At 70.4% G+C, this 14,054-nt stretch carries 10 protein-coding genes; 5 read left to right on the plus strand and 5 right to left on the minus strand.

Annotated features, from left to right (window positions below; all coding sequences use genetic code 11):
- Positions 1–8: 8 nt before the first annotated feature.
- A complete protein-coding gene (locus MM440_RS05635; protein ID WP_241443263.1) occupies positions 9–386 on the minus strand; it encodes a hypothetical protein in 378 nt (125 codons plus the stop codon).
- A gap of 201 nt (positions 387–587) precedes the next feature.
- On the opposite strand from MM440_RS05635, the gene MM440_RS05640 reads away from it, so the two are divergent.
- Positions 588–1,196: a TetR/AcrR family transcriptional regulator gene (locus tag MM440_RS05640; RefSeq protein ID WP_241443265.1), complete on the plus strand. Its 609-nt coding sequence runs from the start codon at positions 588–590 to the stop codon at positions 1,194–1,196.
- Here the strand turns inward: MM440_RS05640 and MM440_RS05645 are convergent.
- A complete protein-coding gene (locus tag MM440_RS05645; protein WP_241443267.1) occupies positions 1,183–2,016 on the minus strand; it encodes an NAD-dependent epimerase/dehydratase family protein in 834 nt (277 codons plus the stop codon). The genes MM440_RS05640 and MM440_RS05645 overlap by 14 nt on opposite strands.
- Positions 2,017–2,106: 90 nt before the next feature.
- Here MM440_RS05645 and MM440_RS05650 point away from each other — a divergent pair, with 90 nt between their 5' ends.
- From MM440_RS05650 to MM440_RS05660, 3 genes are read left to right on the plus strand one after another with little or no spacing between them, the layout of a single operon-like run.
- Positions 2,107–3,858: an NAD(P)-binding protein gene (locus tag MM440_RS05650; protein WP_277626279.1), complete on the plus strand. Its 1,752-nt coding sequence runs from the start codon at positions 2,107–2,109 to the stop codon at positions 3,856–3,858.
- Complete coding sequence (gene nifJ / locus MM440_RS05655; RefSeq protein WP_241443271.1) at positions 3,855–7,472, plus strand: pyruvate:ferredoxin (flavodoxin) oxidoreductase; 3,618 nt, start codon at positions 3,855–3,857, stop codon at positions 7,470–7,472. Before MM440_RS05650 ends, nifJ begins: the two co-directional genes overlap by 4 nt.
- Entirely contained in the window at positions 7,469–8,524 is a 1,056-nt protein-coding gene (locus MM440_RS05660) for a dihydroorotate dehydrogenase-like protein (RefSeq protein ID WP_241443273.1), read from the plus strand. Before nifJ ends, MM440_RS05660 begins: the two co-directional genes overlap by 4 nt.
- On the opposite strand, the gene MM440_RS05665 is transcribed toward MM440_RS05660, so the two are convergent.
- Positions 8,491–9,561 carry a YihY/virulence factor BrkB family protein gene (locus MM440_RS05665; protein WP_241443275.1) on the minus strand — a complete coding sequence of 357 codons (1,071 nt, stop codon included), beginning with the start codon at positions 9,559–9,561 and terminating at the stop codon, positions 8,491–8,493. The two genes, MM440_RS05660 and MM440_RS05665, sit on opposite strands and share 34 nt — an antisense overlap.
- Positions 9,562–9,698: 137 nt before the next feature.
- Here MM440_RS05665 and MM440_RS05670 point away from each other — a divergent pair, with 137 nt between their 5' ends.
- Entirely contained in the window at positions 9,699–10,928 is a 1,230-nt protein-coding gene (locus MM440_RS05670; protein WP_241443277.1) for an amidohydrolase, read from the plus strand.
- Between the two features lie 99 nt (positions 10,929–11,027).
- Here MM440_RS05670 and MM440_RS05675 read toward each other — a convergent pair whose 3' ends face one another.
- Positions 11,028–13,499 carry a polyribonucleotide nucleotidyltransferase gene (locus MM440_RS05675; RefSeq protein ID WP_241443279.1) on the minus strand — a complete coding sequence of 824 codons (2,472 nt, stop codon included), beginning with the start codon at positions 13,497–13,499 and terminating at the stop codon, positions 11,028–11,030.
- A 153-nt stretch (positions 13,500–13,652) separates the two neighbouring features.
- Positions 13,653–13,922 carry a 30S ribosomal protein S15 gene (gene rpsO, locus MM440_RS05680; protein WP_241443281.1) on the minus strand — a complete coding sequence of 90 codons (270 nt, stop codon included), beginning with the start codon at positions 13,920–13,922 and terminating at the stop codon, positions 13,653–13,655.
- Positions 13,923–14,054 lie beyond the last annotated feature (132 nt).

Below are 14,054 nucleotides of genomic sequence, written 5' to 3' on the forward strand. Positions count from 1 at the left end.
CCGTCAGCCTACCGGCGCAGCGCGGAGATCATCTCCCGTCGCACCAGCCCGCTTGCGCCCCGGATCCCGAGCCAGTAGATCCCGAACCGCCGCCGCGCCGTGGCATCAGTCGCCTCGCACAGCGTGCGGGTCTCCACCAGGGTGCGGTCCTCGGGTAGCGGATGAAGCACCCACTCCATGCCGTACTTCAGCCAACCAGGATCGGTGAACGACGTCACGTCCTCCATCGAAGTCATCGTGACTCGCTGGGGCACCACAGACCACGGCTTGCCCACCATGGCGAGCAGCAACCTGGTCGGCGCGTCCTCGACCAGGACGGCGGCCGCCCGCTCGGTGAACGTCTCGACGAGGGGACCCTGCAGGACGCTGCCACCCAGCTTGCGCATCGACATCACTGGCCGCGCCACCCGCAGATCTGACCACCCCAGCTGTCGAAGCGACTTCCAGACGACCTCTGGTGGAGCGTCGACGATCCCGCTGTGGTGCTCACTGAACTGGTGCCCCGGGAGCACCTCGGCCAAGGAGGAGCTCGACGCCCCTGCCATTTTTGTTTTCATGGTCAAAAACTAGCACGGCATGATGGCCACATGGCCAGACCTGCCCGCTTCACCCCCGACGGCATCCTCGACGCCGCCGCGCTGGTTGTGGCGCAGCGGTGGCGGGATGCCACCGTCGCCGACGTCGCGACGCAGCTGGGAACGCCACCCAACTCCGTCTACTACCGGTTCGCGACCAAGGACGCCCTCTTCGGATCCCTCTGGCTTCGCTCGGTGCGGCGATTCCACGTGGGACTGCTCGAGGCCCTCGCCGGGAGCGATCCCCACGAGGCAGCCGTCGCTGCGGCCGTGCACGTCCCCGCGTTCTGTCGGGCCCACAGGCTCGACGCGATCGCCATGACGCTCTACCGGCAGCAAGATCTCGCCCACACGGTGAGCGGTCAGCTCGCCGAGGACGTCGCCCACGTCAACGACAGGGTGAGGGACGCCATGGTGGAGCTGAGCCGTAGGCGCTACGGCCGCACCGACGAGGACACCCTGGCGCTGGTCGCGGTGGCGTGCCAGGAGAACGGCTACGGGCTCGTCCGGCGGTACCTTCGCGCCGACCTCGACATGCCTCCTTGGCTGGATCAGGCAGTCGCTGCCGCATCGGCCGGCATCCTCGCCATCGGCGACACGCCGCCGCTCAGAGCTGGGTGAACCCCTCGCGCCATGACGCCGCGCTGGGGTCCCAGCCGAGCTGACGGGCTGCTCGGTTGCGGACCGGGCGCCCGATGCCGTTGCTGTCATCGACCTGCGGCGGCGTGCCACCGACCGCGGCCGCGAAGGCCGGCCCCCACTCGCGGCCTCCCGCAGGCTCGTCGTCGACGATGTTCACGAGGCCCGATGGCCAGGCCAAGGCCTGGACGAACGCCCGGGCGGCGTCATCCGCCTCGACGAACGAGGCCACTGCGCTCGGCACGACCAGAGATCCGGCGCGTGCAGCCAACCCGTGGCGGCCCTCGCGGGCGAACCAGGTGCCGGGACCGTAGAGCTGGCCGCACCGAAGGACGACGCCGTGCGACCCGATGACGGCAGCCTCAAGAGCGGCGACTCCTGCGATGGTCCGGCGCGGCTCGCCCGCCTGCAGGTAAAGGGGTGTCGCCTCGTCAGCGGGCGCCGACGAAGGCGGGTTGACCCAGCTGATCGACTCAGCCACCACACGCGCCCCGGCCCGGTCGGCAGCCCCCACCAGGCTCTGGGTGCCGACTGCGCGAAGGTGGGCGTTGGAGGTCGGGTCGCCGGTGCCGAGGTCCGTCAGGAGGTGCAGCACCACCTCCGGCCGTGCTCTCTGTGTCGCGCCGTCCCAAGCCTCGTCATCCAGCACGTCGGCGACGATCGGGTGGGCATCGAGCTGTTCGAGGGCACGCACTCGGGTCGGGGAGCGTGTGGTGGCGAACACGGTGTGTCCCTGCCTGACAAGGCTCGGGACCACACGGCGACCGAAGACGCCCAGTCCACCCGCGACACGAATCCGCATCTGCCATCTCCATCGTTGAGGTCAGGGTCGTCATGAACGCTGCGGGATCTGCCGGACCAGAGCCGGCCGTCGCTCGGGTCGACGCATGAGATGACCCAAGAGCGACCCCGCCGTGGGACACCAAGGTCGGCCGGACTAGCCTGTTGGCACGCTTCGAGGACGAAGACAGAAGGTGCAGCAGCCATGGCCGTCGACCACCGTGACATCACCGCGCTCCCTGATCTGGCGACCGAGGCCGGTCGGGCCGGCCCCGTCCGGGTGCGCATGCCGATCTACGTCGACCTGCTGCCGCCGTGCAACGCGGGCTGCCCCGCCGGCGAGAACATCCAGGAGTGGCTGCGCCTGATCAAGGCGGGCGAGCCCGAGCAGGCGTGGCGCCAGCTCGTCCAGGACAACCCGTTCCCGGCGATCCACGGTCGGGTCTGCTACCACCCGTGCGAGACCGACTGCAACAGAGCAGAGCTCGACGCTGCCGTGTCGATCCACGGGGTCGAGCGCTATCTCGGCGACCTCGCCATCGAGCGGGGCTGGGCGCTCGACCGGCCCGCGACCAGCACGGGGCACCGCGTGCTCGTGGTCGGGGCCGGGCCGTCCGGCCTCTCGGCGGCCTACCACCTGGCCCGGGTCGGCCACGAGGTCGAGATCCGCGACTCCTCGCCGGAGGTCGGCGGCATGATGCGCTACGGCATCCCGGAGTACCGCCTCCCCCGCCACGTCGTGGACGCAGAGGTAGACCGGCTGCGCGCCCTCGGGGTCCGCATCCGCACCGGCCACACCGTGACGGACCTGCTGACCGAGCAGCGAGAGGGCGGGTTCGACGCGGTGTTCGTGGCGGTCGGCGCCCACCTGTCCAAGAAGGTCGACATCCCGTCGCGCGACGCCACCCGGATCGTCGACGCCGTCTCGTTCCTGCGCGGCGTGGCGTCCGGGCAGAGCCCGATCATCGGCCGCAAGGTCGCGGTCTACGGCGGCGGCAACACGGCGATGGACGCCGCGCGCACAGCCCGGCGGCTGGGTGCGGCCGAGACGCTCGTGGTCTACCGACGCACCGCCGAGCAGATGCCGGCGCACGCCGAGGAGCGCGAGGACGCCGAGCGCGAGGGCGTGACGATGAGCTGGCTGCGCACCATCACGGCGGTCGACGACGACCTGACGGTGGAGGTCATGGAGCTCGACGACGACGGAAAGGCTCGCGGCACAGGACGATTCGAGCGGCTCGAGGCCGACACGGTCATCCTGGCGCTCGGCCAGGAGGCCGACACCCGCTTCCTCCAGCAGATCCCGGGCATGCGCTTCGAGGGTGACGTCGTGCAGGTCGACCCGCAGACCCTGATGACCGACGTGCCGGGCATCTTCGCCGGCGGCGACGCGGTGCCGTCCGAGCGCACCGTCACCATCGGCGTGGGTCACGGCAAGCGGGCGGCGCGCTCGATCGACGCCTGGTTGGCGGGACGACCGGACGTGCGACCCGACAAGCACAAGATCGCGACCTACGACCAGCTGCACCTGTGGTACTTCGGCGACCACCGCCGCCGGCACCAGCCCGAGCTCGACCCGGACGCCCGGGTCGCGGCGTTCGCCGAGGTCGTCGGGGGGCTCAGCGAGCAGCAGGCCGACTTCGAGGCGCGGCGCTGCCTGTCCTGCGGCAACTGCTTCGAGTGCGACGGGTGCCTCGGCTCCTGCCCCGAGGACGCCGTCATCAAGCTGGGCCAGGGACATCGCTATCGCTACGACTACACCCGCTGCACCGGCTGCGGCACCTGCTACGAGCAGTGTCCCGTGCACGCCATCGAGATGGTCGACGACCCCACCCTCGGCGCCGGCAGCGGGCGGATCCGATGAGCGGCGGGCGCGTCGTCATCGACGGCAACGAGGCAGCCGCGTCGGTCGCCTACCGGCTGAACGAGCTGTGCTCGATCTACCCGATCACGCCGAGCTCGACGATGGCCGAGCTCGCCGACGAGTGGTCCGCCCACGGCCGCACCAACATCTGGGGTCAGGTGCCGACCGTCGTCGAGATGCAGTCCGAGGGCGGCGCCGCCGGCGCGATGCACGGCGCGCTGCAGGGCGGCGCCATGAGCACCACTTTCACAGCCTCCCAGGGCCTGCTCCTGATGATCCCCAACATGTACAAGATCGCGGGCGAGCTCACCTCCACCGTCTTCCACGTCGCGGCGAGATCGCTTGCCACCCAAGGGTTGTCGATCTTCGGCGACCATCAGGACGTCATGGCGGTGCGGCAGACCGGCTTCGCCCTGCTGTCGTCCGCGTCGCCGCAGGAGGCGCACGACCTCGCCCTCGTCGCGCAGCTGTCGACGCTGGAGTGCCGGGTGCCGTTCGTGCACTTCTTCGACGGCTTTCGCACCTCGCACGAGCTCAACACCGTCGATCTGCTGAGCGACGACGACCTGCGAGCCATACTGTCCCCCAAGCTGATCCACGAGCACCGTGAGCGCGCCCTCTCCCCCGCGAACCCGTTCATCCGCGGCACCGCGCAGAACCCCGACACCTCGTTCCAGTCCCGCGAGACGGTCAACCTGTTCTACAGCTGGACGCCGGACGTGGTGCAGCGCCAGATGGACCGGCTCGGCGACCGGACCGGCCGTCGCTACCAGCTCGTGGAGTACTTCGGGCACGAGCAGGCCGACCGCGTCGTCGTGGTCATGGGGTCCGGGGCACAGACCTGCCGCGAGACCGTAGACCGGCTGGTCGCCACCGGCGAGAAGGTCGGGGTCGTGCAGGTCCGCCTCTACCGCCCGTGGCCGGTCGAGCAGGTGCTCGCAGCGATCCCCGAGTCGGCCCGGCGCATCGCCGTGCTCGACCGCACCAAGGAGCCCGGCTCGGGCGGCGAGCCGCTCTTCCTCGACGTGGTGTCGGCGCTCGGCGAGGCCTACGCCCAGGGCCGGCGCGACGCCATGCCGACGATCATCGGCGGACGCTACGGACTGTCGTCCAAGGAGTTCACGCCCGGCATGGTCGCCGCGATCTACGCCGAGCTGGCGCTGCCGGAGCCACGCCCCCGCTTCACGGTCGGCATCACCGACGACGTCACCCACCTGTCCCTGGACTACGACGCGGACCTCGACGTCGAGCACGCCCAGACCCTGCGCGCGGTGTTCTACGGGCTCGGGTCCGACGGCACGGTGGGCGCCAACAAGAACACGATCAAGATCCTCGGTGCGCGTGAGCACACCTACGCCCAGGGCTATTTCGTCTACGACTCCAAGAAGTCCGGCTCCCGGACGGTGTCCCACCTGCGGTTCGGCCCGCAGGAGATCCGAGCGCCCTACCTGGTGCGGCAGGCCGGCTTCATCGGGTGCCACCACTGGAGCATCCTCGAGCGGGTCGACATCCTCGAGACGGCTCGTCCGGGCACGACCCTGCTGCTCAACGCGCCGTTCCCGGCCGACGAGGTCTGGGACCGGCTGCCGCGGCCGCTGCAGCAACGCATCATCGACCTCGGCATCGACGTGCACGTCATCGACGCCGGCCTGGTCGCGCGCGAGGCGGGGATGGGCAACCGCACCAACACCGTGCTGCAGACCTGCTTCTTCGCGATCTCCGGCGTGCTGCCGGCCGACGAGGCGATCGAGCAGATCAAGGTGGCGATCCGCAAGACCTACGGTCGCCGCGGGCCGGACGTCGTGGCGCGCAACGAGGCGGCCGTCGACCAGGCGGTCGCCAACCTGCACCGGCTGGAGGTCCCCGGCCGAGCGAGCGGCGAGCGTGAGCTCGTGCCACCGGTCCCCGCCGACGCGCCGGAGTTCGTCCGCACCGTCACGGCACCGATGCTGGCCGGCCGCGGCGACGACCTGCCGGTCTCCCTCCTCCCGATCGACGGCACCTACCCGAGCGGCACGACGCAGTACGAGAAGCGCAACATCTCCGACGTCGTGGCCGAGTGGGACCCGCAGGCGTGCATCCAGTGCGGCAGCTGCTCGATGGTGTGCCCGCACGCGGTCATCCGCAGCAAGTACTACACGCAGGGCGAGCTCGACGGCGCACCAACGGGATTCGCCTCCGCTCCGATCGACGCGGTGGGCCTTCCGGACACGCGCTACACCCTCCAGGTCTACGCCGAGGACTGCACCGGGTGCGGGCTGTGCGTCGAGGCGTGCCCGGTCAAGCCGCTCGGTCAGCCCAACCGGCGGGCGATCAACCTCACGCCCGTCGCTCCGCGGCTCGAGGCCGAGCGCGCCAACGTCGCCTTCTTCGAGACGCTGCCGGTCAACGACCGCACCCGGGTCGATTTCGGCACGGTGCGCGGCACCCAGTTCCTGCGGCCGCTCTTCGAGTTCTCCGGGGCGTGCTCCGGCTGCGGCGAGACGCCCTACCTGCGGCTGCTCACCCAGCTCTTCGGCGACCGCGTCACCGTCGCCAACGCGACCGGCTGCTCGTCCATCTACGGCGGCAACCTGCCCACCACCCCGTGGGCCAAGAATGCCAAGGGCCGCGGACCCGCCTGGAGCAACAGCCTGTTCGAGGACAACGCCGAGTTCGGCCTCGGCCTGCGGCTCGCGGCCGACCTGCAGACCGACCTGGCCCGCAAGCGGCTCGGGCAGCTGCGTGACGAGGTCGGGGCCGAGCTGACCGACGCCATCCTCGAGGCGCCTCAGGCCCGCGAGTCCGAGCTCGCCGACCAGTGGGACCGGCTCGTCGTGCTGCACGAGCGGCTGGCCGACGTGGACGGCCCCTACGCCGACGACCTGCGCTCGGTGGCCGACCACCTGCTGCGTCGCAGCGTCTGGATCGTCGGTGGTGACGGGTGGGCCTACGACATCGGCTCGGGCGGTCTCGACCACGTGCTGGCGAGCGGGCGCGACGTCAACGTCCTCGTGCTCGACACCGAGGTCTACTCCAACACCGGCGGCCAGTCGAGCAAGTCGACCCCGCTCGGCGCCGTGGCGAAGTTCGCGGCCGCGGGCAAGACCACCGGCAAGAAAGACCTTGCGCTGCAAGCCGTCTCGTACGGCAACGTCTACGTCGCCCGGGTGGCCATGGGCGCCGACCCGCAGCAGACGCTGACGGCGTTCCGCCAGGCCGAGGCCTACAACGGGCCGTCGCTCATCATCGCCTACAGCCACTGTATCGCCCACGGCATCGACATGCGCCAGGGCCTGGACCAGCAGTACCGCGCGGTCGCCTCGGGCCACTGGCCGCTCATGCGCTACAACCCGGTGCTCCGGATGGAGGGCCGCAACCCCTTCCTCCTCGACTCCCCCAGGCCGCGGATCCCGTTGCGGGACTATCACTCTCGCGAGCTGAGGTATCGCATGCTGGCGCAGGCCGACCCGCGCGAGGCCGAGCGGTTGCTGACCCTCGCCCAGGAGGCCGTCGACCGCCGCTGGGCCGACTACGAGCAGATGGAGCACGCCGACGCGGAGCAGTTCGCGCCCGACGCACGCCGCACCGACAACGCCGCCACCCAGATCGACGAGCTCGGAGCCAGCCGATGACCAGCCCGCTGCAGACCCGCTACCTCGGGCTCACCCTGCCCAGCCCCCTGGTCGCCTCGGCCAGCCCGCTGTCCCAGGACATCTCGACCATCCGCCGGCTCGAGGACGCGGGCGTCGGCGCCGTCGTGCTCTACTCGCTGTTCGAGGAGCAGCTGCGCCACGAGGCGGCTCGCGACCTGCAGCTGCAGGAGGCGCACGAGGAGTCCTTCGCCGAGTCGCTGAGCTACTTCCCCGACATCCCGTCCGGTCCCCACGCCGCCGCCACCCCGACCACCAGCACGTCGGTGCGCTACCTCGACCTGGTCGAGCGCGCCTCGCAGGCGGTAGACATCCCGGTGATCGCCAGCCTCAACGGCTCGACCGACGGCGGCTGGGTCGACTTCGCCCGACAGCTGAGCGAGGCGGGGGCTGCGGCTCTGGAGCTCAACATCTACCTCGTCCCCGGCGACCTGACGATGACCAGCACGGAGATCGAGCAGCGGCACCTGGACATCCTGCGGCACGTCCGGGACGCCGTAGACCTCCCGATCGCCGTCAAGCTCTCGCCCTACTTCAGCTCGTTCGGGCGGCTCGCGGTGGCGCTGGACCAGGCCGGCGCGGACGGCCTGGTGCTGTTCAACCGGTTCCTGCAGCCCGAGATCGACGGCGAGACCCTCTCTGTCGCGCCGGGAGTCGAGCTGTCCTCGCCCTTCGAGGGCCGGTTGCCGCGCACCTGGATCGCCGCCCTGCGGGGGCGGGTGGCGTGCTCGCTCGCCGGCACCTCCGGCGTCTGGTCGGGCCTCGACGTCGCGAAGTACCTGCTGGCCGGGGCAGATGTCGCCATGACCGCGTCGGCGCTGCTGCGGCACGGCCCCGAGCACGCCGCGGTGATCCTCGCCGAGCTGCGCACCTGGATGGACCGCAAGCACCTGGCCAACCTCGACGCGCTGCGCGGCATGCTCGCGGTGCCCACCGACGTCGACGCGACGGACTACCAGCGCTCCGGCTACGTCGCGGCCCTGGAGAAGGCCAAGCAGACCTACGGCTCCCTCGCCGCGCCCTCGGGCTGCTGAGCGCCGTCGGACCGCTGCGCGCCCTCGGCCCGCTGAGCATCCTCGGCCGCCGCTTTGGCCTCCAGGTCCTTGCGGTTGCGCTCGAAGGACACCTCGACCTGCTGAAACCCCTTGAGCCGGTTGGCGTTCACCATGCCTTCGTACATCTTCTTGTCCGCGCGGGTCAGGTCGACGTTGTCGGTGAACACGGTCAGCAGCGCCCGCGGATAGAGCTTCTTGGCGGCGACGACGTTGAGCTCGACGGAGAGCACCAGCCCGAGGGCCGCCACGTAGGCCCACGCGAGCAGGGCCAGCACGATGGCGAAGGTGCCGTAGGTCTGGCTCGAGGTGCGCACCCGACCGATGTAGCCCGTGCCGTAAGTCTGCACGGCGAACAGCCACAGCGCCATGAAGATCGCCCCCGGCCACGCCTGCCGCCGGCGCATCGGGTGGGCGGTCGAGATGCGGTAGAGCAGCATGAACACGGCCGCGTTGAGCGCGATCGTGATGGCCGGGACCAGGTAGGTGCCGAACGCGCCCAGGTCGATGCCGGCGTCCCCCGCCAGGGTCCCGGCACCGGCGGCGATGGTGGTCACGAGCACGAGCAACCCGGCGGTGAGGATCATCAGGGTCGAGCGGGCGCGGGCCAGGAAGGGGTTCGGCCGCTGGTTGCGCGGCACCGCCCAGCACACGTTCATGGCGTTCTGGATGGCCTGCGCGATGCCGAGCGAGCCGTAGAGCGCGACGAGCCCACCGATGACGATCGCCGTCGTGTTCCCTTGCAGGGTGGCGTTCTTCAGCTCCTCGCCGATGATCGGGATCTGGTTGGCCGCCGAGTCGATCAGCCGCTCCTGCCAGTCCGGCCGGCTCTGCAGCACGAAACCCAGCACGGACGAGAAGAGCAGCAGCATCGGGAAGATGGACAAGAACCCGTAGTACGTGATGAGGGCGGTCAGGTAGGGACCCTGGTCGTCGAAGAACTTGTAGAGCACGGCCAGCGGGAACCCGACCACGGGATGCCGGCGCTGGAACTGGTCCACCCGATCGACGATCGACATGCTCCTCCTCGGTTCTCGCCCATTCTGCCTGGGAACGGCGCCGACCGCGACGCCGAGCAGCACCCACCGACACGCGCCACGCACGTTGTGCGCCGGCCGTCGACGTGAGGAACTGGGCATCCGACAAAGGAGCAGCGATGAGCACGAGCAGCACCGAAGCGGTCTTGGCCGACCTCGGCCAGATCACCGACTGGCAGGAGGAGCTCTACCGGCAGCTCCACCGCAACCCCGAGCTGTCGATGCAGGAGAGCGAGACGGTCGCCGAGATCGCGCGCCGGCTCACGGCGTTCGGCTACGACGTGACCGAGATCGGTGGCGGGGTCGTGGGCGTGCTGCACAACGGGGACGGACCGACGGTGCTCTTCCGCGCCGACATCGACGCCCTCCCGGTGAAGGAGGCGACCGGCCTGCCCTACGCCTCCACCAAGACCGCGGTCGACGCCGAGGGCAGCACCGTCCCGGTCATGCACGCCTGCGGGCACGACATGCACGTCGCGGCGGCGCTCGGCGCGGCCGCCCTGCTCGCCGAGCACCGCGACGCCTGGTCCGGGACCTACGAGGCGTTGTTCCAGCCCGGCGAGGAGACCGCCGCCGGCGCCCGCTCGATGGTGGACGCCGGTCTGGTCGACGCGATCCCGAGGCCCGACGTCGCCCTCGGGCAGCACGTGCTCGCCAGCCCGGCGGCCGGTCAGGTGGGCACCACGGTCGGTCCGATCCTGTCGACCGGAGCGTGCCTGCGGGTCACGGTCTACGGGCAGGGCAGCCACGGCTCGATGCCGCACCTCGGCGTAGACCCGGTGGTGCTGAGCGCGGCCATCGTCACCCGGCTGCAGACGATCGTCTCCCGCGAGCTGCCACCGGGGCAGTTCGGCGTCGTCACCGTGGGCAGCCTCCAGGCCGGCACGAAGGCCAACATCATCCCGGACGACGCGACGATGCTGCTGAACATCCGGGCCTACGACACCGGCGTGCGCGAGCAGCTGGTGGCCGCCATCCGGCGGATCGTGACGGCCGAGTGCGAGGCGGCCGCCTCGCCGAGGCCACCCGAGATCGAGCTCTACGACATCTATCCGCTGACGGACAACGACGCCGATGTCACGGCGCGCGTGACCGAGGCCTTCGTCCAGCACTTCGGTCCCGACCGGGTCGTCGAGCTCGGCCGGATGACGGCGTCCGAGGACTTCAGCATCATCCCCGACGCGCCGGAGACCCCCTACTCCTACTGGGGATTCGGCGGCTTCACCCCGGACCAGGCGGCCCGGCCCAACCACAACCCGGGCTTCGGCCCGGCGTTGCAACCCACCCTGCGCACCGGCACCCAGGCCGCCGTGAGCGCTGCCCTCGCCTACCTCGCCAAGCCGCAGTAGCCACCACGCACGCCACGAGCCCCCGCCACCGATGCGGTGACGGGGGCTCGGCCTGCGCCGAAGCGGCGCCGGGTCAGGCGTGCCGCTCAGGTCTGCGGGTCAGGCGTCCTCGGAGGTCGCCGTCGCCTGGTTGCCGGAGTCACTGGCACCGACGAGCGCGTCGGACTCGGCCGTGCCGGACACGACGTCGCCGCCGCCCTCGCCGTTGCCCTCGCGGTCGCCACGGCCACGACGGTTGCGGTTGCGGCTTCGCTCGCCACGCTCGGAACGCTCGCCCCGGTCACGGTCGCCGCCACGCTCGGAACGCTCGGCACGGTCACCACGCGACTGCTCGGGAGCAGCGGCGTTGGCGGCCTCCTGCTCCTCGGTGAGCACCGCCGCGAGCGACAGCTTGCCGCGCGGGTCGATCTCCTTGAGCTCGACCTGGATCTTCTGGCCGACCGACAGGACGTCGTCGACCGAGTCGATCCGCTTGCCGCCGACGAGCTTGCGCACCTCGGAGATGTGCAGCAGGCCGTCCTTGCCGGGCAGCAGCGAGATGAACGCCCCGAAGGTGGTCGTCTTGACGACGGTGCCGAGGAAGCGCTCGCCGACCTCGGGCATCTGCGGGTTCGCGATCGCGTTGACCGCGGCACGAGCCGCCTCGGCGGACGGGCCGTCGACCGCACCGATGAAGACCGTGCCGTCGTCCTCGATCGAGATGTCGGCGCCGGTGTCCTCCTGGATCTGGTTGATCATCTTGCCCTTCGGCCCGATGACCTCACCGATCTTGTCGACCGGGACCTGGACGGTGATGATGCGCGGCGCGTACGGGCTCATCTCGTCCGGCACGTCGATCGCCTCGGACATGACGTCGAGGATGTGCAGGCGGGCGTCGCGGGCCTGGGTGAGCGCGCCACCGAGCACCGAGGCGGGGATGCCGTCGAGCTTGGTATCGAGCTGGATGGCCGTGACGAACTCCTTGGTGCCGGCGACCTTGAAGTCCATGTCGCCGAAGGCGTCCTCGGCGCCGAGGATGTCGGTCAGCGCGGCGTACTGCGTCTCACCATCGATCTCCGCGGAGACCAGGCCCATCGCGATGCCCGCCACCATGCCGCGCAGTGGCACACCGGCGTTGAGCAGGGACAGCGTCGAGGCGCAGACCGAGCCCATCGAGGTGGAGCCGTTGGACCCGAGGGCCTCGGAGACCTGACGGATCGCATAGGGGAACTCCTCACGCGTCGGCAGGACGGGCATCAGGGCCCGCTCGGCCAGGGCGCCGTGGCCGATCTCGCGGCGCTTGGGGCTGCCCACACGACCGGTCTCACCGGTGGAGTAGGGCGGGAAGTTGTAGTTGTGCATGTAGCGCTTGCGGGTGACCGGCGACAGCGTGTCCAGCTGCTGCTCCATCTTCAGCATGTTCAGCGTCGTGACGCCCAGGATCTGGGTCTCGCCACGCTCGAAGATGGCCGAGCCGTGCACGCGCGGCAGCACCTCGACCTCCGCGGACAGCGCGCGGATGTCGGCGAGGCCACGGCCGTCGATGCGGACCTTGTCGCGCAGGATGCGCTCGCGGACGAGCTTCTTCTGCACGGAGCGGTAGGCCGCGGAGATCTCCTTCTCGCGACCGGCGAGCGGCTTGCCCTCGCCACCGAGGTCGGCCTTGAGGCGCTCCTTGAGCTCGTCGAGACGCTCCTCACGCTCCTGCTTGCCGGCGATGGCCAGCAGGTCCTTCAGCTCGCCGGCGGCGGCCTGCTCGACGGCGTCGTAGGCGTCGTCCTCGTAGTCGAGGAAGATCGGGAAGTCCTGGACCGGCTTCGCGGCCTGCGCGGCGAGCTCGGACTGGGCGCGGCACAGCTCGGCGATGAACGCCTTGGCGGCCTCGAGACCCTGGGCCACGACCTCCTCGGTCGGCGCCTGCTTGCCCTGGTTCTTGACCAGGTCCCAGGTGGAGTCGGTGGCCTCGGCCTCGACCATCATGATGGCGACATCGGGCCTGCCATCGGAGTCGGTGCCGACGACGCGACCGGCGACGACCATGTCGAAGACGGAGCGCTCGATGTCGGAGAAGTTCGGGAAGGCGACCCACTGGCCCTCGATGAGGGACACGCGGACGGCGCCGATGGGGCCCGAGAACGGCAGGCCGGAGATCTGCGTGGACGCCGAGGCCGCGTTGATGGCGAGGACGTCGTACTGGTGGTCGGGGTTCAGCGCGAGGACGGTCTCGACGATCTGGACCTCGTTGCGCAGCCCCTTCTTGAAGGTCGGGCGCAACGCCCGGTCGATGAGCCGGCAGGTGAGGATGGCGTCGGTGCCCGGGCGACCCTCACGGCGGAAGAACGAGCCGGGGATGCGACCGACGGCGTACATGCGCTCCTCGACGTCCACGGTCAGCGGGAAGAAGTCGAACTGGTCCTTCGGCGACTTGCCGGCGATCGTCGTGGACAGCACCGTGGTCTCGTCGTCGAGGTAGGCCGTGACGGATCCGCCGGCCTGCTTGGCCAGGCGACCGGTCTCGAACCGGACGGTGTGCTTGCCGTAGGAGCCGTTGTCGATGACGGCCTCGGTGAACGTGATGTCTGGACCCTCCATGGGTCCTCCTTCTCTGTCGTGCGTAGCCCGGCACATCGTCGTTGTGTGCGGGCCGCTCCGGCCGCGGGCCGGAAGGGACGAACGGTGCCGACGAGCCGTCGGCGGTGAAACGACGAAAGAGCGGCCCCTCGGGGGACCGCTCCTTCGGTGGTGCTATCGGCGCAGCCCGAGACGCTTGATCAGCGAGCGGTAGCGCTCGATGTCGGTGGTCTCGAGATAGCGCAGCATGCGCTTGCGGCGACCGACCAGCAGCAGCAGCCCGCGGCGGCTGTGGTGGTCGTGCTTGTGGGCCCGAGCGTGCTCGGTGAGGTCCTTGATGCGCTGGGTCATCATGGCGATCTGGACCTCGGGGGAGCCGGTGTCGCCCTCGTGGGTGGCGTACTCGGCGATGATGCTCTTCTTCACGTCAGCCTCGAGAGGCATGCACGACTCCTTGGACATATCGTTGCGCGGTGCACACGGGGCTGGTCCCCACGGCGCTCTGGATCCGCGGCCGATCGACGGCAAAAGTCAAGGTTACCAGCGCTCTCCCGGCGCACCCTAATCGGCGAACCG

The organism is Arsenicicoccus piscis (genome assembly GCF_022568835.1).
Classification (GTDB): Bacteria; Actinomycetota; Actinomycetes; order Actinomycetales; family Dermatophilaceae; genus Arsenicicoccus; species Arsenicicoccus piscis.